24 protein-coding genes are annotated in these 23,393 nt (G+C 61.4%); 6 read left to right on the forward strand and 18 right to left on the reverse strand.

Annotated elements, in window-relative coordinates:
- Window positions 1-2 precede the first annotated feature (2 nt).
- From KBA48_RS18025 to tyrS, 3 genes are all read right to left on the reverse strand, one after another.
- Window positions 3-2,324, reverse strand: a complete 2,322-nt coding sequence (locus tag KBA48_RS18025; protein ID WP_367273844.1) for an ATP-dependent helicase — start codon at window positions 2,322-2,324, stop codon at window positions 3-5.
- A gap of 61 nt (window positions 2,325-2,385) precedes the next feature.
- Window positions 2,386-2,967, reverse strand: a complete 582-nt coding sequence (locus tag KBA48_RS18030) for a hypothetical protein (protein ID WP_292908899.1) — start codon at window positions 2,965-2,967, stop codon at window positions 2,386-2,388.
- Between the two features lie 200 nt (window positions 2,968-3,167).
- Entirely contained in the window at window positions 3,168-4,439 is a 1,272-nt protein-coding gene (gene tyrS / locus KBA48_RS18035) for a tyrosine--tRNA ligase (protein WP_292908901.1), read from the reverse strand.
- Window positions 4,440-4,522: 83 nt separating this feature from the next.
- On the opposite strand from tyrS, the gene KBA48_RS18040 reads away from it, so the two are divergent.
- Complete coding sequence (locus KBA48_RS18040) at window positions 4,523-5,605, forward strand: anhydro-N-acetylmuramic acid kinase (RefSeq protein ID WP_292908903.1); 1,083 nt, start codon at window positions 4,523-4,525, stop codon at window positions 5,603-5,605.
- Between the two features lie 52 nt (window positions 5,606-5,657).
- Here the strand turns inward: KBA48_RS18040 and KBA48_RS18045 are convergent, their stop codons facing one another.
- A complete protein-coding gene (locus KBA48_RS18045) occupies window positions 5,658-5,936 on the reverse strand; it encodes a hypothetical protein (RefSeq protein WP_292908905.1) in 279 nt (92 codons plus the stop codon).
- A gap of 35 nt (window positions 5,937-5,971) precedes the next feature.
- Window positions 5,972-6,607: a pyridoxamine 5'-phosphate oxidase family protein gene (locus KBA48_RS18050; RefSeq protein WP_292908907.1), complete on the reverse strand. Its 636-nt coding sequence runs from the start codon at window positions 6,605-6,607 to the stop codon at window positions 5,972-5,974.
- A 119-nt stretch (window positions 6,608-6,726) separates the two neighbouring features.
- On the opposite strand from KBA48_RS18050, the gene mscL reads away from it, so the two are divergent.
- Window positions 6,727-7,137 (forward strand): large conductance mechanosensitive channel protein MscL, encoded by a 411-nt coding sequence (gene mscL / locus KBA48_RS18055; protein WP_292908909.1) that lies wholly within the window; start codon window positions 6,727-6,729, stop codon window positions 7,135-7,137.
- A gap of 110 nt (window positions 7,138-7,247) precedes the next feature.
- Here the strand turns inward: mscL and KBA48_RS18060 are convergent, their stop codons facing one another.
- From KBA48_RS18060 to KBA48_RS18080, 5 genes are all read right to left on the reverse strand, one after another.
- The gene (locus tag KBA48_RS18060; protein ID WP_292908911.1) at window positions 7,248-8,063 is read right to left on the reverse strand and encodes an inositol monophosphatase family protein; all 816 of its coding nucleotides are present in this window, start codon (window positions 8,061-8,063) and stop codon (window positions 7,248-7,250) included.
- Entirely contained in the window at window positions 8,060-9,334 is a 1,275-nt protein-coding gene (hflX, locus tag KBA48_RS18065) for a GTPase HflX (protein WP_292908941.1), read from the reverse strand. Before hflX ends, KBA48_RS18060 begins: the two co-directional genes overlap by 4 nt.
- Before the next feature lie 46 nt (window positions 9,335-9,380).
- Window positions 9,381-9,632: an RNA chaperone Hfq gene (gene hfq, locus KBA48_RS18070; protein WP_054167448.1), complete on the reverse strand. Its 252-nt coding sequence runs from the start codon at window positions 9,630-9,632 to the stop codon at window positions 9,381-9,383.
- An 86-nt stretch (window positions 9,633-9,718) separates the two neighbouring features.
- Window positions 9,719-10,432, reverse strand: a complete 714-nt coding sequence (locus tag KBA48_RS18075; RefSeq protein ID WP_292908917.1) for an HAD family hydrolase — start codon at window positions 10,430-10,432, stop codon at window positions 9,719-9,721.
- A complete protein-coding gene (locus KBA48_RS18080; RefSeq protein WP_367273845.1) occupies window positions 10,429-11,355 on the reverse strand; it encodes a D-amino-acid transaminase in 927 nt (308 codons plus the stop codon). The genes KBA48_RS18075 and KBA48_RS18080 overlap by 4 nt, the downstream gene beginning before the upstream one ends.
- Before the next feature lie 88 nt (window positions 11,356-11,443).
- Between KBA48_RS18080 and KBA48_RS18085 the strand changes: the two genes are divergently transcribed.
- A complete protein-coding gene (locus KBA48_RS18085) occupies window positions 11,444-11,962 on the forward strand; it encodes an alpha/beta hydrolase (protein WP_292908919.1) in 519 nt (172 codons plus the stop codon).
- Window positions 11,963-11,968: 6 nt separating this feature from the next.
- On the opposite strand, the gene trkA is transcribed toward KBA48_RS18085, so the two are convergent.
- The 5 genes from trkA to KBA48_RS18110 are packed head-to-tail and all read right to left on the reverse strand — an operon-like array spanning window position 11,969 to window position 17,538.
- On the reverse strand, window positions 11,969-13,345 hold the full coding sequence (gene trkA, locus KBA48_RS18090; protein WP_292908921.1) for a Trk system potassium transporter TrkA: 1,377 nt from the start codon (window positions 13,343-13,345) through the stop codon (window positions 11,969-11,971).
- 13 nt (window positions 13,346-13,358) lie between these two features.
- Window positions 13,359-13,571 carry a type II toxin-antitoxin system HicB family antitoxin gene (locus KBA48_RS18095; protein WP_292908923.1) on the reverse strand — a complete coding sequence of 71 codons (213 nt, stop codon included), beginning with the start codon at window positions 13,569-13,571 and terminating at the stop codon, window positions 13,359-13,361.
- Window positions 13,571-13,834, reverse strand: a complete 264-nt coding sequence (locus KBA48_RS18100) for a type II toxin-antitoxin system HicA family toxin (RefSeq protein ID WP_292908925.1) — start codon at window positions 13,832-13,834, stop codon at window positions 13,571-13,573. The genes KBA48_RS18095 and KBA48_RS18100 overlap by 1 nt, the downstream gene beginning before the upstream one ends.
- 5 nt (window positions 13,835-13,839) lie before the next feature.
- Entirely contained in the window at window positions 13,840-15,243 is a 1,404-nt protein-coding gene (locus KBA48_RS18105) for a sigma-54 dependent transcriptional regulator (RefSeq protein ID WP_292908927.1), read from the reverse strand.
- Window positions 15,244-15,249: 6 nt separating this feature from the next.
- Complete coding sequence (locus tag KBA48_RS18110) at window positions 15,250-17,538, reverse strand: PAS domain-containing sensor histidine kinase (protein ID WP_292908929.1); 2,289 nt, start codon at window positions 17,536-17,538, stop codon at window positions 15,250-15,252.
- 268 nt (window positions 17,539-17,806) lie between these two features.
- Between KBA48_RS18110 and KBA48_RS18115 the strand changes: the two genes are divergently transcribed.
- The 3 genes from KBA48_RS18115 to KBA48_RS18125 all read left to right on the forward strand — a co-directional run bounded on the left by KBA48_RS18115 (window position 17,807) and on the right by KBA48_RS18125 (window position 20,159).
- Window positions 17,807-18,379, forward strand: coding sequence for a hypothetical protein (locus KBA48_RS18115; protein WP_292908930.1), 573 nt, complete (start codon window positions 17,807-17,809; stop codon window positions 18,377-18,379).
- Complete coding sequence (locus KBA48_RS18120; RefSeq protein WP_292908931.1) at window positions 18,376-19,779, forward strand: ImmA/IrrE family metallo-endopeptidase; 1,404 nt, start codon at window positions 18,376-18,378, stop codon at window positions 19,777-19,779. Before KBA48_RS18115 ends, KBA48_RS18120 begins: the two co-directional genes overlap by 4 nt.
- Window positions 19,780-19,919: 140 nt before the next feature.
- Entirely contained in the window at window positions 19,920-20,159 is a 240-nt protein-coding gene (locus tag KBA48_RS18125; RefSeq protein ID WP_292908932.1) for a DUF6290 family protein, read from the forward strand.
- 281 nt (window positions 20,160-20,440) lie between these two features.
- Here the strand turns inward: KBA48_RS18125 and ntrC are convergent, their stop codons facing one another.
- The 3 genes from ntrC to KBA48_RS18140 form a co-directional block, all read right to left on the reverse strand.
- Window positions 20,441-21,889: a nitrogen regulation protein NR(I) gene (gene ntrC / locus KBA48_RS18130; protein ID WP_292908933.1), complete on the reverse strand. Its 1,449-nt coding sequence runs from the start codon at window positions 21,887-21,889 to the stop codon at window positions 20,441-20,443.
- 3 nt (window positions 21,890-21,892) lie between these two features.
- Entirely contained in the window at window positions 21,893-23,011 is a 1,119-nt protein-coding gene (locus tag KBA48_RS18135; RefSeq protein WP_292908935.1) for an ATP-binding protein, read from the reverse strand.
- Window positions 23,011-23,393 (reverse strand): tRNA-dihydrouridine synthase (locus KBA48_RS18140; protein ID WP_292908937.1); only part of this gene is annotated, 383 nt, incomplete at its 5' end. The genes KBA48_RS18140 and KBA48_RS18135, both read right to left, overlap by 1 nt.

The raw sequence follows: 23,393 nt of genomic DNA on the forward strand, positions 1-23,393 counted from the left end.
CCTCAGCCTGCCTTGTCGGCCGGCACAACAAAGCTGTCCATCACCTTCTTGATGCCGGCGACATCGAAGCTGATTTCCAGCTTGTCATTCTCCACACCCTTGACCGTGCCATAGCCGAATTTGGTGTGGAACACCCGGTCGCCGGGGTTGAAGGCGCGGTCGGGGCGCTTGCGCGGGGTTACATCAATGGCCGTTCCCTCGATCAGACGGCCGGACCGTGCCGGGGCCTGCGCCGCCTTCTGGCCCATGCGGTTGAATCGGTCACCGAAGCCACCCCCGCCCCAGCCACCGCCGAAACCGCCACCATAGGCACTTTCACGCATACCGCCGCCGAAACCGGACCCGCCAATGCCGGGGTTGTTTTCCGTCTCGATATGCTCGGCCGGCAATTCATCGACAAAGCGCGACGGGATGGCGGTGGCCCAGGTGCCATGGATGCGGCGGTTGGCGGCGTGGCTGATATAGACGCGTTTGCGCCCGCGCGTGATGCCGACATAGGCCAGCCGGCGTTCCTCCTCCAGCCCCGCAATGCCGTTTTCATCCAGGGTGCGCTGGCTGGGGAACACCCCCTCCTCCCACCCCGGCAGGAAGACAACATCGAACTCCAGGCCCTTGGCGCCGTGCAGGGTCATCAGTGAAACCTGTTCGTCGCCCGACCCTTGCGCGTTTTCCATGACCAGGGAGACATGTTCCAGGAACCCTGTCAGGTTCTCGAACTCCCCCATGGCGTTGATCAGTTCTTTCAGATTGTCCAGGCGGCCGGGGGCTTCGGGGCTCTTATCCTCCTGCCACATGCGGGTATAGCCGCTTTCATCCAGGATGGTCTGGGCCAGTTCCGTGTGGGGCACCCGGTCGATCTGGGCGCGCCAGCGGAAAAAATCCTGCGACAGGGCAGAAATGGCGCTGCGCATCTTGGGCTTCAACTCGTCCGTCTGCGACAGTTTCCAGGCAGCCTCCGTCAACGGCACGCCGAGCGTGCGTGACGCCACGTAGAGGCTCTGGATGGTGGTGGCCCCGATACCGCGCTTGGGCGTGTTGATGATGCGCTCAAACGCCAGATCATCCTCCGGGCTGACCAGCACGCGCAGATAGGCCAGGGCATCGCGGATTTCCTGACGTTCATAGAAACGCGGGCCGCCGATCACGCGGTAGGGCAGACCCAGCGTGATGAACCGTTCCTCGAACTCACGCGTCTGGAAACCGGCGCGGACCAGGACCGCCATCTGGCCCAGGCTGACGCGTTGGCGCTGCAACGCCTCAACCTCGTCCCCGACCCATCGGGCCTCTTCCTCGGCATCCCAGAGGCCGCGGACACGCACCTTCTCCCCGCCCTCCGTCTCGGTCCAGAGCTGCTTGCCCAGGCGGCCCTGGTTATTGGCGATGATGCCGTGGGCGGCCCCCAGGATATGGGCCGTAGAGCGATAGTTCTGTTCCAGGCGGATGACCTGGGCGCCGGGGAAATCATGCTCGAACCGCAGGATGTTACCCACCTCCGCACCGCGCCAGCCATAGATCGACTGATCATCGTCACCCACGCAGCAGATATTCTTGTGCGCCTGGGCCAGCAGTCGCAGCCAGAGATACTGAGCGACGTTGGTGTCCTGATACTCATCCACCAGGATATATTTGAACCGATTCTGATACTCGATCAGCACGTCGTTATGCTGCTGGAACAGCGTGATATTGTGCAGCAGCAGATCGCCGAAATCGCAGCAGTTCAGGGACAGCAGCCGTTCCTGATATTGTTTGTAGATTGACAGGATGCGGCCATTGGCGGCGTCGCCTGCGTCCTGCGGCTTCAGCTTGTCCGGCGTCAGCGCCCGGTCCTTCCACCGTTCGATGATGGACAGCAGCATGCGGGCGGGCCACTTCTTGCTGTCGATATTCTCCGCCTCCATCAACTGTTTCACCAGACGGATCTGATCGTCGGTGTCCAGGATGGTGAAGCTGGGCTTAAGGCCGACCAGTTCGGCATGGCGGCGCAGGATGCGGGCGGCCAGCGAATGGAACGTGCCCATCCACCAGCCTTCCGACTGGCTGCCCAGCAGATTGTCGACGCGGTCGCGCATTTCCCGCGCCGCCTTGTTGGTGAAGGTCACCGTCAGCACGTTCCACGGACTGATCCGCCGCGACAGCAGCAGATGCGCCAGCCGCGTGGTCAGCACCCGCGTCTTGCCGGTGCCGGCACCGGCCAGGACCAGGACAGGCCCGTCCAGCGCCTCCACCGCCTGCCGCTGGACCGGGTTCAACCCCTCCATATACGGGCGGTGCGCGGTGGCGGGCGGGTGCGTCGGGTACGGTTCGTCGATCAGATCGTCAATCATGGTGGGGAGAACATATACAGAATTCTCCGCCCTGACAAACGGGTCCGACCGGTCTTTCAGGTCATTCCTGCACCCAGCGCGACATCACCGGATAGGGCGGCAGGACATTGCCGGCATTCATCATGGCGAACAATCCCGCCGGACCGGTCATACCGACCCGCGCCAGGGCCATTGGTCCGTAATGGGTGCCCCTTTCGATCCAGCGCTCCATGGGATGCTGGCCTTCGTAATCATGATGCTTGTAGGAACCGGGAAAAAAGACACAGGCCGGCGGAACACCGATATGCAGGGCGGCGGCATAGGACCAGGCCTGGGCCATCAACTCTCCCTGCTGATACGGGGCGGCCAGAATCGGGTCGTCGGGAATGCCGGGCCCCACCTCTTGCTCGATCAACCGATGCAAGTCGACTTCAAGATCGGTGCCCAGCCCCGAGCGAAACCGTTTGGGCAGCACCGCGATATGCCCCGCCTCATGCAGAAGGTCGCCCGATCCGGCCAATGTGTGGGGATCGACATGGATCACGCCGGCATGGATGTTCACCCCCGGCAGGAAACCGTTCTGCGCACCGGGGCCGAACTCCACGCCGATACCGATGCCACGCAGGAAGGCGACGATGGGGTCCAAAGCGTCCGGGTGATACATCGATTTCCCCTCCTGGTTTGTCGGCAGAGAGGATGATCGCGCAAAAAACATCATAACGGCAAGTGGTATAGGTGAGGCCAAAGGCCACCCGTATGAATACAAGGCAATGATTGTACATAGGTCAATTCGAAGCGACACCGAAGCCCTTACAGCAAAGGACGTGCTGTAAGGGCTCACAAGTGCTCAACCTGTCCTGCGCATCACACCAGTTTCACCAATGCATGGCGCTTCTTGCCGGCCGACAGCTTGATGACGCCGTCATCACCGACATGGGAGGCGAACAGCTTGTAGGCCTCGTCCGACACGGCCCCGTCATTGACCTTGACGCCATTGCCCTTGATCAGGCGGCGCGCCTCGCCCTTGCTGGCCGAAAGACCGGCCTGGACCATCAGGTCGGCCAGATAGGCACCATCGGCCAGGGCACCGGCCGCCACCTCGATCGTGGGCAGGCCTTCAGCGGCCGCCCCTTCCTCGAACGTCCGGCGGGCAGTTTCGGCGGCCTGCACGGCGGCCTCACGTCCGCGCACCAGGGCGGTGACTTCCGTGGCCAGGATCTTCTTGGCCTCGTTGATCTCCGCGCCCTGCAGCGCCTCCAGCCGGGCGATCTCATCCAGCGGCAGATCGGTGAACAGCTTCAGGAAGCGGCCGACATCAGCATCTTCGGTATTGCGCCAGTACTGCCAGAAATCCAGGTTGGACAGCCGGTCTTCGTTCAGCCAGACAGCACCGGCCGCCGTCTTGCCCATCTTGGCGCCCGACGCGGTGGTCAGCAGCGGGGAGGTCAGGCCGAAAAGCTGGGCATTGGCGATACGGCGACCCAGTTCGACACCATTGACGATATTGCCCCACTGGTCCGACCCGCCGCACTGCAGGGTGCAGCCGAAGCGGCGCTGCAGCTCCACGAAATCGTAGGCCTGGAGGATCATGTAATTGAATTCCAGGAAGGTCAGCGGCTGTTCACGGTCCAGGCGCAGCTTGACGCTGTCAAAGGTCAGCATGCGGTTGATGGTGAAATGCCGGCCCACATCGCGCAGGAACGGGATGTAGCGCAACTCGTCCAGCCAGTCGGCATTGTTCGCCAGCAGCGCATCGGTCGGCCCGTCGCCGAATGTGATCAGCCGGTTGAAGGGCGTCAGGATGCCCTGGATATTCTGGTCGATGACCTCGTTGGTCAGCAGCGGGCGCGCTTCATCCTTGAAGGTCGGGTCACCGATCTTGGTCGTGCCGCCGCCCATCAGGGCGATGGGACGATGACCCGCCTGCTGCAACCGGCGCAGGATCATGATCTGGATCAGCGAGCCGACATGCAGGCTGGTCGCCGTCGCGTCGAACCCGATATAGCCGGTGACGATCCCGTCCGACAGTTGCTTGTCCAGCGCTTCAAGGTCGGTAGCCTGATGATAATAGCCACGCTCCACCATCACGCGCAGGAATTCGGACTTGATGTTCGCGGGAACGGTGGTCGTGCTCATCTTTCATAGACCTTGAAGTTCAGGAATGGCCCAATCGGCCATGGGCGTGGTAGCACATCCAAAGCGTTAGAGCATGGTGCGTGATGGCATTGCAGCGTTTCCTGACCGTTGGATTGATGAGCGGCACGTCGATGGACGGCATCGACGCGGCCCTGCTGCGTACCGACGGGCATGGCTGGGTGGAACCGGTGGGCTTCATCTTCACCCCATACGCCCGCACCTTCCGAGACCGGCTGCGGTCGGTGCTGGGCGGCGTCGGCGATGTGGCGGGCGTGGAGCAGGAACTGACCGACCTGCATGCCGAGGCGGTGGCCAGCCTGCTGCGCGTGTATGAGGTCGAACCGGCGAACGTGGACCTGATCGGCTTTCACGGTCACACCATCCTGCACGCCCCCGACCGCCGCCACACCTGGCAGATCGGTGACGGGGCGCGGCTGGCGGCGGCCACCGGCATTGATGTTGTGCATGATTTCCGCACGGCCGATGTGCAGACGGGTGGTCAGGGGGCGCCGCTGGTGCCGCTGTACCATCAGGCGCTGGCCGGTGATATCGACCGGCCGCTGGCCATCCTGAATATCGGCGGGGTTGCCAATATCACCTGGCTGGGCGAAGGACCGCTGGATGTCGTGGCCTTCGATACGGGTCCCGGCAATGCCCTGATCGACGATCTGGTCCTGTCGCGGACGGGCGAACCCTATGATGATGGCGGGCGCATCGCGGGGGCCGGAATGGTCGATGACGACATGCTGGCCCGTCTGCTGAACCATCCCTATTTTGCCGCCCCGCCGCCCAAATCGCTGGACCGTGACGCCTGGGCAAAGGCGGCGATGACCAACCTGTCAACCGAGGATGCGGCCGCCACCCTGACCGCCTTCACGGCGGAGACCATCATCCGCGCGTTGGACCATGTGCCGGCACGACCCAGGTGCTGGCTGATCTGCGGCGGCGGGCGGCGGAACGAAACCTTGATGTGGATGCTGGCCGACCGGCTGGACGGGGTGCCGGTGGCACCCGTCGATGGGCTGGGATGGAACGGTGACGCGTTGGAGGCGGAAGCCTTCGCCTATCTGGCGGTGCGATCACGGCTGGGCCTGCCCTTGTCGCTGCCCGGCACCACGGGAGTGCCGGAACCGATGACGGGCGGGCGGTTCAACGCCAAGGCCTGATGCCAACCACCGTGATTTGTCTCACGCGCATAAGGGGGCAGAACGGCACGGGTCAGGCGGTCCGGTGGCGCCAGATCAGGCGCAAGGCCTCCAGCACGCCGGTGATGACCAATGCCTGGGTCAACAAGGTGGAGAGCTGGAACAGCGGCTGCTGGTCCAGGCGGTTGAAATATTGCCACCAGAAGCCGTTGATCTTGGTCCGCATCGGCGTCAACAGCGCATCCCAGGCATCGAACAGGGTGTCGGGAATGCTATCGCGCAGGACCATGGGCAGGGTCAGGAACAGGATGACGCCGATCAGCACGGCGATAATACGCAGCAAGCCCCACATTCCGGTCTCCCCTCCCTGATGTCCCTACCCGTCTGTCACCATAAGGTGCGGCGCTGGCGTTCGGGAAGGGCGGCGTCATAGGCGGCACCCCCTTCCCTTCCGTCGCTGGCCTCCGCCGTCATCTGCCCGGCCGTGGGGATGCCGGGCGGACGGCCACGCGCCCCCAGGGCCCAGAAATCGGACCGGATCAGCGCCCGGGCGCATTGGAAATAGACCTCGTCAATCTCCAGCCACAGGACGGAACGGGGCTGTTGCCCCTCCATGGCCAGACGCTGGCAAAGGTCGGGATCGACGCTGATCGCCGCACGTCCGTTGATGCGCAGGCATTCATTGACGCCGGGGATCATAAAAAGCACCGCCACACGCGGATCGGTCAGGATATTGCGCAGACTGTCGATACGGTTGTTGCCGCGCCGGTCAGGAATCAGCAGCGTGCGTTCATCCAGAACCGTCACGGCACGGCCGGCATCCCCCCGCGGAGAGACATCCAGACCGCCAGGGCCGACGGTACCCAGGGCGAAGAAGGGTGATGCCTCCACCCAGGCGCGGTAAGCCCTGGTTAGATGGGGAGACACCTTGGCCAGGGACGGCGCCGCCGGCGATCCGTAAAGCGATTCCAGCAAGGCGATATCTGTCACCAGACCAGGCGGATTGGGGCGAAGCGAGGACATGGCGAACCCTTGCAAGGAGAAAGGATGGCTTTTGGGACTTTCCATTCCCGCTACGATGGAAGATGCTGCTTTTCCAGGCAAGGGCCATCGGGGCCGGCGCTGATGGGAACGGGGAACCCATGCTGAACGAATTCAAGACCTTCATAAGCCGCGGCAATGTCGTGGATCTGGCCGTCGGTATCATCATCGGTGCCGCCTTCACGGCCATCGTCACTTCCCTGGTGAACGATATCCTGATGCCGCCGATCGGTTACCTGATGGGGGGGATCGATTTCTCCGACTATTTCGTCAGCCTGTCGGGCGGCGATTATCCCTCGCTGAAGGCTGCCAAGGATGCCGGCGCCACTACGTTGAATTACGGCCTGTTCATCAATGCCGTGATCAAGTTCTTCATCGTCGCCTGGGCTGTGTTCATCCTGGTCAAGCAGGTGAACCGCTTCAAGAAGAAGGAAGACGCAAAGCCGGTCGAGCCGACCAAGAGCGAAGTCCTGCTGACGGAAATTCGTGACCTGTTGAAAACCCGCGACTGACACCGGCGGCGCAACGGACTCTGGCACCCAGCCGGGCCGTTGCGCCGCCTGCTACAGCCATTGCTCTATGTCGCGACGATATGGGCCTGGGCCGGCCTTCCACCGGAACCTTATTGCGCCATGTCCGGGAACAGGAAATGGCGCAATGCCGTCCAGGTGGGCTGGTCGCCGGCCATCAGGATACCGCCGCTGACATCGCCGGGATGATAGGGACTGCCATCCCATTTCGCGACATGGCCGCCGGCTTCGGTATAGGCCAGCGCTCCGGCCGCATGGTCCCAGGGCATGGTGCGGTTGTACACCGCGAACTGACCCTGACCGGTCAGCAGGTTCAGATATTCATGCGCGGCGCAGAACAGGCGGTAGGTGGAGGCAAAATGCGGACGCAGGCTCTCCATCCGTTTCTTTTCCTCCGCCGGAAAAAACTTGGTGGAGAGCGAGCCGCGCAGGTCGGGTATGGCGCCACCGGGCCTGGCACGCAGGCGCGTGCCGGCCATCCAGGCCCCCTCTCCCGCCTGGGCGATAGCCATACGCTCGCCCAGCGGATCATAGATCCAGCCGGCGACCGTTTGCCCCTTCACGGCCAGCGCCAGAAGAACGGCGAAGGTCGGACGGCCATTGGCGAAATTGCTGGTGCCGTCGACGGGATCGATGATCCAGACAGGCTCCGACGCCGCGTTGAGGCGCGACAGAATGGTGGGATCGGCAGCGCACGCCTCTTCCCCCACCACCAGGGACCCCGGCAGAAGATCGGCCAGACGGGCTGTCAGTACCCGTTCCGCCGCCTCGTCGGCGATGGTGACCAGATCACCCGGGCTTTTTTCCCGGATATCACCTGCCGACAGGGCGCGAAAGCGCGGGACGATCTCCGTGGCCGCCACCTCTCGGATGATGGCGGCCACCTTGTCAGGGTCGGGAAGGCTCATGACGCCAGGGCCTGTTCGCGCGAACGGTAGGGGAACCGGTCCTGGAACCGTGCCAGATCGGCGGGGTCCAGGCCGACACGCAGGCGGGCATGGCTGTCGTCATCCTGACGGTCCAGCACTTCCCCCTTGCCATACAGCCAGGCGATGGCGGCACCGTCGCTGACGTCGATATCGAACTCCACCACCTCGCGCCCCGCCACCATGCGGCGGTCGATGGCGTCGAATAGCGTGTCCAGACCGTCGCCGGTCAGGGCGGAGATGGCGATACCACCATTGCGGCGCGCCTGGCGCAGCAGGGTCTGCTGATCCTCTTCCCCCAGGCGGTCCAGCTTGTTCAGGACCTCCATCACCCGCTCATCGGTATCGACCTCGATGCCCAGCCCCTTCAATACCGACTCTACGTCGGCCTTCTGCGCCTCGGTATCGGGGTGCGACACGTCGCGCACATGCAGAATGATGTCGGCGGCCATCACCTCTTCCAAGGTGGCGCGGAACGCCTCCACCAGACCGTGCGGCAGGTCGGAGATGAAACCCACCGTGTCGGACAGGATGATCTTGCGGTTCGACGGCAGCATGATCGACCGCATGGTCGGGTCCAGCGTCGCGAACAGCAGATCCTTGGCAAAGACGTCAGCGCCGGCCATGCGGTTGAACAGGGTGGACTTGCCAGCATTGGTATAGCCGACCAGCGCCACCACGGGATAAGGCACCTTTTCCCGCGCCTTGCGATGCAGGCCACGGGTACGTCGCACCTCCTCCAACTCGCCTTTCAGCTTCACGATCCGGTCGCTGATAAGGCGGCGGTCCATTTCGATCTGGCTTTCGCCGGGACCGCCAAGGAAGCCGAAGCCGCCGCGCTGCCGTTCCAGGTGGGTCCAGGAGCGGACAAGGCGCGAGCGCTGATAGGTCAGGGCCGCCAGTTCCACCTGAAGCTGGCCTTCGCGCGTGCGGGCACGCTTGCCGAAGATTTCCAGGATCAGGCCGGTACGGTCGATGACCTTGGCCTTCCAGTCACGCTCCAGGTTGCGTTGCTGAATGGGCGTCAGCGACTGGTCAACGATGACCAGACCGATTTCGGCATCCTTCACCAGCGCAGCCACCTCCTCCACCGCACCGGTCCCCAGCAGGGTGGCCGGGCGCGGGCGGGTGACGCGGATGGCGCGGGCGTAGGCAACCTCAAGGTCAATGGCGGCGGCCAGACCCATCGCCTCTTCCAGGCGGGATTCGGGGCCGCGGGCGTCGTTCCGGTCCTCGGGCAGGACGGGATGCAGGACGAGGGCGCGGGTGGGTGACCCGCGCCCCTCGTTATTTACCAACTCAGTCGTGGTCGGTCTCCTTGGCCGGCGGGTCGAACAGTTGGATCGGATGCGCCGGCATCACAGTCGAAATGGCGTGCTTATAGACGAGCTGCGAATGGGCATCGCGGCGCAGCAGCACGGAGAAATTGTCGAACCAGGTGATGATGCCCTGCAGCTTGACACCATTGACCAGGAACACGGTCACCGGTGTCTTGCTCTTGCGGACATGGTTCAGGAACACGTCCTGTACGTTCTGGGATTTTTCTGACATTGGAGCAGCCTCGCTTATGCTCGGGTTATTGGGGCACCCATCCGACGGGGGCCCAAGTTTGAACAGAATATCCGACAATCGCCCTTTCAGCCAACAGTGCGGATATCCGTCGATATGGTAGCAGCAATCTCCCTAACCAAGGATGAAATCGCCGCACATCCGACAAGACTTACGGCAGGGGGAAAACGGTCCAGTCCGTCACCGACATGCGGCGTATCACCGACCAGGACGGGGGTCAGGCCCGTGCGGTGCGCGATCTCCATATCGACATCGGCATCGCCCACGAACCAGATGTCGGGGCCGGGTTCGAAGCCCGTGGGTTTCAGCGCCAGATGCACAGGCGCCGGGTCCGGCTTGTCCGCCACCGCATCCGTGGCGCCGACCAGCGCATCGAACAGCGGCGCCCAGCCCAGCATCGCGGCTTCCGCCCGCAGGAATCGGCCCGTCTTGTTGGAAACAACGCCCAGGCGGATACCCAGCCCGTGCAGGGTGCGCAACATCTCCTCTGCCCCGTCCAGCACATCGGTGTGGGTCAGGTGGTTTTCCTCGAAATGCGCATAGAAAATGTCGCGGGCGCGCGGCCATTCCTCCCCGAAAATCTCCGGAAAGCTGTCACGCAGGGACTTGCGGATGCGGCCATAGCTTTCCTCCAGCGTCCATTCAGTCTTGCCGAACGCACGCAGCGCCGCGTTCACCGAGGCATGGACGCAGCGCCAGTTGCTGATCAGTGTATTATCCCAGTCGAACAGGATGGCGCGCGGCAGGCGGTCGAAGGGCGGGGCCAGTTTGTCGATGCTCACTTCACACTCACAGGGTCGGTGGAACCGATATGGTCCATATAGGCTTGGCGCAGACGCAGGCTGAGGGGGCCGGGCTTGCCATCGCCGATGGTTCGTCCGTCAATGCGGGTCACCGGCAGGGCAAAGGTGCTGGCGCTGGAGATAAAGGCCTCCCGCGCGGCACAGGCTTCGGCGACGCTGAAGGCCCTTTCCTCGAATGCGATGCCCAGGTCGCGGGCGCAGTCGAGAATCGACAGTCGGGTGATGCCGTTCAGAATCTCGTTGCTGGGCTGTCGCGTGACCAATTTGCCGTCTTGGGTAACGATCCAGGCGTTGGACGAACAGCCCTCCGTGATAAAGCCCTCGGCATCCACCATCCAGCCCTCGAACGCACCAGCCTCCGCCGCCTTCTGCTTGCCCAGAACCTGCGGCAGCAGGCTGGTCGATTTAATATCGCGGCGCAGCCATCGGATATCGGGCATGGTGATGACCGCAACGCCCTTTTCCAGGGTCGATGCCGGCTGAAACGCGGTGCGGCGACAGGTCAGGACCAGGGTCGGTGCCGGGTTCTTCGGGAACCGGAAATCACGCAGCGCCACCCCGCGCGTGATCTGAATATAGAGCAGCGCATGGCGGGCGCGGTTACGCCGGACCATCTCCCCCATGATGAAGCGCAGGGTCGCGGGCTTCACCGGCCAGGGAATCGATAATTCCTTTAGCGACCTCGCCAGCCGCGTCAGATGCCCTTCCGCGTCGGCCAGCTTGCCCTCGACAATGGTCACCACCTCATAAACACCATCGGCAAACTGAAACCCGCGATCCTCGATATGCACGTTGGCATCAGCGTGCGGCAGATAGCGGCCATTGACATAGGCGATGCGGGGCATGGCGGGCGGGTTCCGGTGATGAAAGCTGAACCAGATGTCGCGCGTCCGGACCGGCATGGTCAAGGGTCGGAATTGTCATTGCGGCACTTGCACTTGGTGATGAGGTCGGATGTGCTGTTCAAGGGACCATGCAAGGAGATGATATATGCGAGGGCTGGCTATCATTCCGGGTATCGGCAACTCGGGCGAAGCACACTGGCAGACACAGTGGGAACGCAAGCTACCCGATACAAAGCGGCTTTCGGTGACGGATTGGAACCAGCCCGACATGGATAATTGGGTCACGGCGCTGGACCGGTTGGTAGCCGGTTTCCCGCAACCGCCCCTGCTTGTGGCGCACAGTCTGGGCTGTCTGCTCGTGGCGCACTGGGCAGGACGGGCGGCGGTTGCCGGCGCGCTGCTGGTTGCCCCACCCGATCCAACCGGACCGACCTTTCCATTGGAAGCTGCCGCATTCGGGCCGATACCACAGCGCGCCCTGCCCTTTCCGGCCATCGTCGTCGCCAGCAGCAACGATCCCTATGGCAGTTTGACCCACGCGGAAGACGTGGCGAAAGCATGGGGGGCGGATCTGGTCCTGGCCGGTGCGCTGGGTCATATCAACGGCGCCACCAATCTGGGCGATTGGGAAACAGGGCAAAACCTGCTGCGGCGGCTGGGGTAGACCGGCTCAGAAGAATTCCAGCCGCACCGCGAACATCTTCTCCACCTTCTTCACCTGCCCCACCTCGGCCAGGATAATGACCCGGTCGTTAGGCTTGATGACGGTGCTGGGGCGCGGGATGATCACCTTGCCGGCGCGCACGATGGCACCGACAATGATGCCGGCGGGCAAGTGGATATCCTTCAGCGGTGTGTTGATCAGGGTGGAGGTTTCCAGCGCCTCCGCCTCGATCACTTCGGCGAAATTCTCGCGCAGGGAATGCACCGCCTTGATACGGCCCCGGCGTACATGCTGCAGGATCGACGACACGGTGATCGACCGCGGGCTGACCACCGCGTCGATGCCCAGCGGCAGGACCAGCGGCTGATATGTGGTCTTGTTGATCAGGGTTATGGCGCGTTTGCAGCCGTTGCGCTTGGCCAGCAAGCTGGCCAGGATATTACCCTCGTCGCTGTTGGATACGGCGACCACCGTCTCTGACGCGGCCACATTCGCCTCTTCGAGGATGGCGGGGTCCAGGCCATCGCCGTGCAGCACCATGGTGCGCTTCAGCTTCTGGGCCACCAGGGTGGCGCGGCGGCGGTCCACCTCGATGACACGGGCTGACACGCCGGGCTGGTTCTGCTCGATCTCCTCTGCCAGGCACAGGCCGATATTGCCGCCGCCGACGATGATGACGCGGCGCGCCTGCCGCTCCTCATGACCAAAGGCGGCCATGGCGCGGGCAACATGGTTCGTATCGGCAACGAAATAGACCTCGTCACCGGGCAGCATCTGATCATTGCCGCAGGGGATGAACTGCCGGTCGCCGCGGATGATGGCCACCACCTCGATGGCGAGATCGGGGAACAGGCCTGTCAATTGCCGCAGCGGCGTGTTGATGATGGGACAGCTCTGGCTGCAGACAACGCCGATCACCTTCACCAGACCATCGGCCAGGGGGATCATGTCGAAGGCACCCGGCACCTGCAGACGCCGCGACACTGCCCGCGCCACCTCGATCTCCGGCGAGATGATGAAGTCGATGGGCATATGTTCGCGGGAGAACAGATCGGCCCAGATGGGTTGGAGGTAGGATTGATGGCGCACGCGCGCGATCTTGGTGGGTACGTTGAACAGGCTGTTTGCCACCTGGCAGGCAACCATGTTCACCTCGTCCGCCAAGGTAACGGCGATCAGCATGTCGGCGTCGGCCGCACCCGCCGCTTCCAGCACATTGGGGTGGGAGGCGAAGCCGACCATGGCCTGAACGTCCAACGTATCGCTGATCTTCTGGATCAGTTCGGGCGACTGGTCGATGACGGTGACATGGTTGCCCTCCGACGCCAGATATTTGGCGATGTTGGACCCGACCTGACCCGCGCCGCAGACGATGACTTTCATGAAGAATACCCTGTCAGGCGGCCGATTGCGGGCGATAGGTAGGGGTTGGGATGGGATCCCCATGCTTACGCGCGGAGTGCAGCCATGCGTTCATGGCTATCTGCACTTCGCGCACAGCCGTTTCAGGCGTTTCACCATGGGCGGAACAGAACCGCAGGTCGGGAACGTCCGCGATCCAGCACCCATCCTCGTCAGACCAGAAGACATTGATATGGTAATGGTCCATTACTGCCTCCCGCTACGCAAAGACAAGCCGTTGGCCTTCGCTTCCATCAACACTTGCCGCGCCTGATAGGTCTTGGCGTCACCGCTTTGATCCGGCTGTAGATTGACACGAACAGCCAACGTGGCATGCCGGAAAATATGGTGGCTGCCCGAAATATGATCCAGTTCAAATCCCAGCTCACGCAGCAAGGCCACCAAATCCCCAAAGGCGATATTCGCGAAATGGCCGGCTTGTAGCTTCCGCCATACCTTCTCTGGGTTCATGGGCCTCACTCCACCAGCTTCAACCCGTTCTTGTCCGAGCCATGCACGCCCAGCGATTTCAGCTTGCGGTGCAGGGCGGAGCGTTCCATGCCCACGAATTGCGCCGTGCGGGAGATATTGCCGCCGAAGCGGGTGACCTGGGCCAGCAGATATTCACGCTCGAACACTTCCCGCGCCTCGCGCAGGGCCAGGCCCATGATCTCCCCGCCCTTTTCCCATTTCAGGACGGTCGGCGTGATGGCCCCGATCTCCGGCGGCAGCATGTCGGCGCGGATCGGTTCGGCCGGGTCGCCCGCCACCATGATCAGCAGCCATTCAACCGTATTGCGCAACTGCCGCACATTGCCGGGCCAGTCATAGGCCTGCAACGCCGCCATCGCATCCTCACCGAACACCCGCAGCGGCAGGCCCGCAGTCTCTGCCGTGCGCTGCATGAAATGCCGGGCCAGCAGCGGGATATCCTCCCGGCGCTCTCTCAGCGGCGGCATCTTCAGCGGCACCACCGACAGGCGGTAGAACAGGTCCTGGCGGAAGCGGCCGATCTCGATCTCTGCTGTCAGGTCGCGGTTGGTGGACGCGATGACGCGAACATCCACCTCGACCCGCGACGTACCGCCCACCCGCTCGAACGTCTGTTCCTGCAGTACGCGGACGATCTTGCCCTGGGTTTCCAGCGGCATGTCCGCCACCTCGTCCAGGAACAGGGTGCCGCCATGGGCCTGTTCAAAGGTGCCGACCTTGCGGCCCCCGCCCTCGAACCCGTGTTCGGTGCCGAACAGTTCCACCTCCAGCCGGTCGGGCCGCATGGTGGCACAGTTGAGCGCCACGAACGGCCCGTCATTGCGGCGCGACTTGGCGTGCAGCATGCGGGCCACCACCTCCTTGCCACTGCCCGGCGGGCCGGAAATCAGGACGCGGCTGCCGGTCGGTGCCACCTTGTCCACCGAATGGCGCAACTGGTTCACGGGCAGCGAACGGCCGATCAGATCGAAATCGGCCCCCACCTTCACCCGCAGCTCCCGGTTCTCCCGTCGCAGCCGGGCTGCCTCGATGGCGCGTTCGACCAGCAACAGCAGGCGGTCGGCCTTGAACGGCTTCTCGATGAAATCATAGGCACCCGACTTGATGGCCGCGACCGCCGTTTCGATATTGCCATGGCCGGAGATCATGACGACGGGCACGTCCGGGTGGTCGCGCTTCAGCTCGGCCAGAACCTGCAACCCGTCCAGGCGGCTGCCCTGCAACCAGATATCCTGGATGACCAGGCTGGGCCGGCGGGCGGCGACGGCGGCCAGCGCCTGGTCCGCATCCGCCGCCTCCCGCGTCTTCATGCCTTCATCCTCCAGGATGCCGGCGATCAGCATGCGGATATCGGCCTCGTCATCGACGATCAGAATGTCGTGCGCCATGTCTTCTCAACCCCTCCGCGCTTCGGCGGTGTTCATATCCGGCGTGACCGTGGCCGTGGGTGCGATGTTGCGGGGCAGGACCAGCGTGACACGGGCCCCCCCGCCTGGCCGGTCCTCCAGCAATATCGCGCCGCCATGGTCTTCCATGATCTTCTTCACAATGGCGAGGCCAAGGCCTGTGCCCTTGGCCCGGGTAGTGACATACGGTTCGGTCAACCGGTCCCGTTCCTCGGTATTCGGCAAACCCTTGCCATTATCCTCAACCGCCAGCAGGACCCGTTCATCCTCTACCCGGATGCGGGCCGTGATTTCACCCGGCACCTTTTCGGCATCCTTGGGTGTATCCTCCAACCGGCCTTCGATGGCTTCGCCGGCATTTTTCAACAGATTGGTCAGCGCCTGCCCCAATTGCCGGCTGTCACAGGTGACGACAAGCGGGGCATCCGGCATCTCGCAGGTGAACTTGATGGAAGGATAGGCTGATGCCTGCAACAGCACCGATTGCCGGGTCAAATCCTGCATGGCCGTCGGTTTCATCACCGGTTGCGGCATGCGGGCAAAGGCCGAGAATTCATCCACCATGCGCCCGATATCATCCACATGCCGCACGATCGTGTCGGTCATGGCCTTGAACGTATCGGGATCGCTGGTGATTTCCTTCAGATATTTGCGCCGCAGCCTTTCCGCCGACAACTGGATGGGCGTCAGCGGGTTCTTGATTTCATGCGCGATGCGCCGCGCCACATCGGCCCAGGCCGCCTTGCGCTGCGCCGACATCAGTTCGGAGACGTCGTCGAAGGTAACGACATAGCCCTTGACCTCGCCCCCCACCATTTCGGCGGCGACGCGGACAAGAAGGGTTTTCTGCTGTCCGCCGCGGCGGATCTGCACCTGTCCTTCGACCTGTTTGCCGCCGCGCCGACGGATATTGCCCATCAGCTCATCCAGTTCGGGCACCACCTCCAGCAGGTCGCGCCCGATCAGGGAGGAGGGGTCGCCAACCGACAGAAGGTTGGCCGCCGACAGGTTGGGCAGGTTGATGCGGCCATTCTGGTCCAGGCCCAGCACGCCCGCCGACACACCAGCCAGCACAGCCTCCGTAAAACGCCGCCGCAGATCGAGTTGCCGGTTCGCCTCCACCAGTTCGGACCGCTGGCTTTCCAACTGGCTGGTCATGCGGTTGAAGGCGCGCGACAGGGTGACCAGTTCATCCTCCGGCTCCAGCCCGCTATCGGGCACGCGGGCCGTCAGGTCACCGGCGCGGATGCGTTCCGCCGCCGCGATCAGCGACGAAATGGGGGCCACCAGATATGTCGCGAAATTCAGGCCCAGCCAGATGGCGGCCAGCAGCAGCAGCACCGCCACGCCGACAAAGATCACCGCCATGCGGGTCTGCAGCGCGAAGCGCTGCTCCTCCATATGGCGATATTCCTGCACGGCACTCTGCGTCACATCCATATGTTCCAGCACCCGGCTTTCCACCGGGCGGCCGATGAACAGGAAGCGGTCAAAATCCTGATCCAGCAGGACGATGGCATTCACCCGGTTGCCACCCTCACTGACGATCAGCACCACCTCACCCTTGCGCGCGCGCTCCAGATCCTCGTTATGGACGGTGGTGAAATCGAAGGCAAAGCCCAGGCCGAATACCGCCGTCACCTGCCCCGTGCCGTCAAAGATCACCGCCTCCGTCACATTGCGCATCAGGGCCTGTGACTGGAAATATTGGCGGAACCGCGGCGGGTCCCAATAGATGTTGAGCGGCAGACGCGCCAGATCGTTGCGCATCACCTCCGCATCGCGGGAAAGCGTCTGCTGATGTTCCTTCAGATAGCCTTCGGCCACCGCCAGGCTTTCATCCACCACCAGCCGCACCCGGTCGGAGAACCAGCTTTGCAGGCCGACATAGAAGAACAGGGCGGAGAAGATGGCCATGATGATGGCCGGGGCCACCGCCAGGATGGAGAACACGGCCACCAGCCGCATATGCAGCCGTGACGCCGCCAACCCCTGTCGCCGCTCCACCCACAGCGCCACAATCCGCCGCGCCACCACCGCGCCCAACAGCAGCAGCAGCACGCCATCCAGCGTCAGTAGCAGCATCAGGGTATTCTGATCAATGGCGACGGGCAGCGTCTCCGTAAGCGCGGCATAGGTCGCCGCCCCGGCGGCAATGGCCGCGATGATCAGCAGGATACCGGCCAAGGTGGACAAATGCCGCCCCCGCGACCAGCGCACAATGCGCCGCCAAAGCCCATCCGACCGGGGGGCGATGCCGGGTGCCGTTGCCGTCATGCGGGGACACCGGGGAAGTGACTGCGGAAATGTGACGATCCAGAACGGGGCAAAGCGTCTGCCTTGGGCTGTCGGAACCAGGGAGACACTGTTACCAGAAAGCTACACCGGACGCCAGCCCGCAACGTGATAAAGCTGCAACAGGGTGTGGTGGGGGATGGGAAAGTTGAAAATACCGAGATTCTGTTCGTTTTTGTATTCCTCCATGTGGCTATTTAATGGTAATAAAAAACTCTTTATCGTCTGAAACAATGCTCGGAATAGAGTTATGGTGGATATCCAAGATGAGGGCGGCAATCTGATCACGCCATCTGAAGCGCTTAATGATTACCGAGAAATTTATAATTTAAAGGATATGAGGATTAAGCCAAATAATACTGATGAAATCATTCAGATGACAGCGCAAAATGGTATGATTGATTTACCAAATTCAATTTTAGATGAGGACAGCATTAAGCTTTGCACTACAATACCAAAGGACAAAGCGTCAGCAAGTGAATCTAGGTATCTTTGGGTGATACGTGAAAATTGTGCTCCAGTAGCAATCGAAAATTGCGAGTGGGGAAAAGGGTTAAAAAGTGAAATCATTAAGCATTCAAACTTGACCGGGGGGAAGCCAGCGTATTCTGGTGGTGAACTATGGTTTATTGCTCGGGATAAAATCGCGGTAAACGGAAATTCTGGGCGGTATGGACCGGAATCCGAGGAGGAGCTTGACGCCATAGTAAATGCCTTGCGCCGTTCAGGATACCATGTCGCCTCCATGGGATTTGACATAGACAACCCGAGCGTACCTAATTCAGTGTTTCCTGGGAACCCAACTTGGCAGAACCCAATATGAATGACGAAACCAACGAACTTGATGCTGTTTTTGGTCACGGCAGCTCTGGGATTGATGCCGCTGTACGAGCTCAATCATCAAACGCGCTGTTCGTTCGAAGTCAACACCAGTTGTCTCGGTACAATCATAACTCACGTGGGCGCATACTAAATGCCAAGGAGGCGCTGCGCATTTTTGGATGGAGTTTATTACGAGAATTGGCCGATAAATCCGCAGTTACAACTATTAGGGATGGAAATAGTGTCTATGAATCCATTAATGCTCAAATCAAATCGTTGGGCCTTGATTTGCCTCAAGTTGCAAAACAAATTAAATTATCAAAAGACAGTCAGAGCCGTTTTTTAAACAAACAACAGGTACCATTTAAGGATCTGGCAAGGCTGGTTCAGAAAATTAATTTGAATGAAAATTTGCTTGGCATTGCCGCTAATTCAGCCAGTGATTCTCGTTTGGCAAATCGTCTGCGCACACTGAAAACCGTCGAACCACAAATCTTCACCCCCTCATTGGTTCTCGCATTCGCTGAGGCTGCCTGGGTCATTAATCAACAATACGATTTGAAAAATATTGTAGAAGAATCAAGCTTCAGATTCACCGATAAATTTACTACCTCTGATGACTACGGCAATAAACTAATGCCTGACTATCAAAAAGGCTATCAACTTGCAAACGAGACGCGTAGATTATTGGACATCGGCAGCCATGAACCAATTCATTCAATTACAGAGTTGATCGAAAATCGGCTAAACATCCCAGTGATTCAGATGGAATTCAATTCTCATATAGGCGGAGCAACAATTGCGTCTGGAAGAAACCGTGGTATCGTTGTTAATACTAAAGGTGATAACCAAGACCCTTTCATTAGGCGGATGACCTTAGCTCATGAATTGGGGCATCTTCTTTGGGATCCAGATCCTAAACTCAACCAAGTTGTAGTTGATCGCTATGATCATATCAAATCTGATACCATGGCTACGTCTCTTGATCACGTTGAACGTCGTGCTAACGCATTTGCTATTGAGCTTCTGGCTCCGGGAGATGCTGTGATTCGAGAGTTTGAGAAGAACGGCAGTGGCCCAGAAGCTGTTGAGAAAGTTATGGCTAGTTATGGAGTGGGAAAAACTGCACTCACCTATCATTTGAGAAATAGGAGCCACAATAGAATTGATATGATAGGCACAAGCATTAACCACGTTTCCACTGAAGACTGGGAGGGCAGAGAATCTCTTGCAACACCTCTTTTTCCGGCAAGCGTTCCGCTGTCTAGACGTGGCAAGATATCTTACTATATAATGATGGCTCATCAACACAGACATATCTCTGACGATACGGCAGCAATTCTCTTTGGTTGCGAAATAGAGGATCTCATGAAATCTATAAAGTGTGCGCAAAACTATTGACCGCACAACATATTTTTTTATGTATCAGCAATCTCTTCACTAGGCATCAGTTGCGGTGACCATTGGCTCATTCCTCGCGTCCCCTGTTCGACAGATTGTGGATGGGTAAAGTGGGCGTAAGACGACCCGGAGAAAACACCATGCCTGTCAGTGTTCGTCTGGATGCCGATATCGAACAGCGCCTTGATGCCCCGGCCCGTGCCACGGGCCGGACGAAGGCATCCTATATCCGTGAGGCCCTTGAAGAACATCTTCAGGACATGGAAGACGCCTATCTGGCCCAGGCGGAACTGGATGCTGTCCGGGCTGGACGAAGCGAGACGGTTTCATTGGAGACATTGCTAAAACGTCACGACGCCGCCGGAGGCTGTCTGGCTTAGATTCAATCGGTTGGTGCCTGCCCCCCAGCGTCATCCCCGCGTAAACGGGGACCGAGCGAGAGCAGCGGTAGCTGCGACATGACTTCATATCGGCGCTAACCGCGCCTGACGCTGGGTCCCCGCTTGCGCGGGGATGACGGTGGGGAGGCGGGGATAAGTGGATGCAATCTTGAGCCAAACGGCTTTGGCGTGTCTTGGCAACGTTCGTCCCCATGGCCCCTGGGTCCCGGCTTTCGCCGGGATGACGAAAAAGGGGCGGGTGAAGGGGATGACAGGGGCTGTTACTTCAACCCCCGCACCACCTGTATATCCAAATCCCTGATCTTCTTGCGCAGCGTGTTCCGGTTCAGGCCCAGCATATGCGCCGCCTTGATCTGGTTGCCGCGTGTCGCGGTGAGCGACAGGGACAGCAGCGGGCGCTCGACCTCTCGCAGGATGCGGTCGTACAGGCCCGCCGCCGGGATACCGTCCTTATGCGCCGCGAAATATTCGCGCAGGTGGCGTTCGACCGCCGCCGACAGACCCTCATTCACCGGTTCCTGAACCGGGGCCGCCGCCGGGTTGGCTTCGGCCAGTTCGGTGTCGATGACGTCGAGGCTGATCACCTCTTGCGAGTATAGCGCCGCCAGACGCTGGACCATGTTTTCCAGCTCGCGCACATTGCCGGGCCAGCGGTAACGCTTCAGCCGGTCCATGGCCGCATTGTCCACCGTCTTGGCGGGCAATCCCTGTTGGGCGGCCTGGTTCAGGAAATGGCGGACCAGGGCCGGCACATCCTCTGTGCGTTCGCGCAGGGGCGGCAGGCGGATGGGCACGACGTTGAGGCGGTAGAACAGATCCTCACGGAACAGGCCCTGACGGATCAGGGTGCGCAGGTCGCGGTGGGTGGCCGCCACGATGCGGACATCGGTCTTGATGGGCGTGCGCCCGCCGACGGTCGTATACTCGCCTTCCTGCAACACGCGCAGCAGGCGCGTCTGCGCCTCCAGCGGCATGTCGCCGATTTCGTCCAGGAACAGGGTGCCGCCCTGCGCCTGCTCAAACCGACCCGTGGAGCGCATGGTGGCGCCGGTGAACGCCCCCTTCTCATGCCCGAACAGCTCTGACTCGATCAGTTCGCGCGGGATGGCGGCCATATTGATGGCCACGAACGGGCCGCCCCGGCGCTTGCCGTAATCGTGGAGCGCGCGGGCCACCAGTTCCTTGCCGGTGCCGCTTTCACCCGTGATCATCACCGTCAGGTCCGTGCCCATCAGGCGGGCCAGGACGCGGTAAATCTCCTGCATGGCCGGCGACCGCCCGATCAGGGGCAGCGCCTCCTCCTCCGGGTCCTCCACCGGTGCCGGTGCCGCAGGCGCGGTCGGCGTCGGCGTGGACAGGGCCTTTTGCACAATGGCCATCAGGTCCTTCAGATCGAAGGGCTTTGGCAGATAATCAAAGGCCCCGCGTTCCGCCGCCTTGACCGCCGTCAACAGCGTGTTCTGCGCGCTCATCACGATGATGCGCAGGTCGGGACGCAGTTTCTTGATGCGCGGCACAAGGTCGAGGCCGTTCTCATCCGGCATCACCACGTCGGTGATGTCCAGATCGCCCTCCCCCTCCTGCACCCACCGCCATAATGTGGCGGCGTTGCCGGTGGTCTTCACCTCATGCCCCAGGCGGGCCAAAGCCTGGGTCAGCACCGTCCGAATGGCCCTGTCATCATCCGCTACGAGAATGGTTGCGCCCATTTTTTAGGCACCCTCTCCGTGACCGTTCTGGTCGGTGACCGGCAGGGAGACCTTGAAGATCGTACGCTTTGGTACGCTTTCAAAGTCGATGACCCCACCATGGTCACCGATTATCTTTGCCACCAATGCAAGACCCAGGCCGGTTCCATTCATCTTCGTCGTAACAAAGGGATCGAACAGGTTGGCGCGGATATCTTCGGGGATGCCGGGGCCGTTATCGCCCACGCAAACCAGCAGCGGCAACTGCATCCGGCTGTCCGATCCGGAAACGGCCAGACGCACCCCATGCTGATAGGCGGTGGTCAAAAGAATCTCACCGCCCTGCTCCGGGCAGGCTTCTGCCGCGTTCTTGACCAGATTAAGGAAGACTTGCACCAATTGATCGCGGTTGCCCAGGACAGGCGGCAAAGACGGGTCGTATTTCTCGATAAAGCGGATATGGCGGGCAAAGCCGGTCTGGGCGATGCGGCGCACATGTTCCAGCACGGCATGGATGTTGACCGCCTGCCGCTCCAGCGGACGGCCATCGGTGAACACCTCCATCCGGTCGACCAGGGCCACGATGCGGTCCGCCTCGTCACAGATCAGGCGGGTCAGGATCTGATCATCCTCGCTGGCATTTTCTTCCAGCAACTGCGCGGCACCCCGGATGCCGGACAGCGGATTCTTCACCTCATGCGCCAGCATGGCCGCCATGGCGACAACGGAACGGGCAGCCCCGCGATGGTTCAGTTGCTTGTCGATGCGGCGCGCGATGGAACGTTCATGGATGGTCAGCACCACAAAATCCGGCGGATCGCCCAGGGGGGCCGCCTGCATGGTGACGGAATGCGGCCCGATGCGCGCCGTTTCCACCGAGACACCATATTCACAGACGGTGGCATGGGTGATGCGCGCCTGTTCCAGCAGGCCCAGGACGGGGCTGTCCTCCGGGATCAGCTCCGTCAGTTTGGTGCCCAGGACGCGGGTCGCGGACACGTCGAAAAATTCCTGGGCTTCCAGATTGATGAAGCGGATCAGCCCCTCGCCATCCACCACCATCACGGGGTCGGGCAAGGCAGCCAGGATGGAGGTCGGATCGATATCACCGCCGATGCGGCGGGCAGCGGGCATCCGCGCCATCAGGCGGCGATCCGCTCGGTGACGCCGCGATCCAGCGCGGCGGAATAGAAGGCGATGATCTGCTGCTTCATCTGTTCCGGGTCCTCGCTGGTCATGATCTGATGACGGTAATCGGCCGACCCGTTCATGCCCTTGGAATACCAGGCGACATGCTTGCGGGCGATCTTGATGCCGGCATCCACCCCGTAATGGGCCAGGATGGCATCGTAATGTTCCAGGACCGTCTGCATCTGTTCGGCCAGCGGCGGGTCGGGCAGCTTTACGCCCGTGCGCAGGTAATGCATGACCTGGGCGATGAACCAGGGGCGGCCATAGGTGCCGCGCCCGATCATGATGCCATCGGCGCCGGATTCCTCCAGACAGCGGACGGCATCCTCAAAGC

Origin of the sequence: Niveispirillum sp. (genome assembly GCF_017996735.1) — a bacterium.
Classification (GTDB): domain Bacteria; phylum Pseudomonadota; class Alphaproteobacteria; order Azospirillales; family Azospirillaceae; genus Niveispirillum.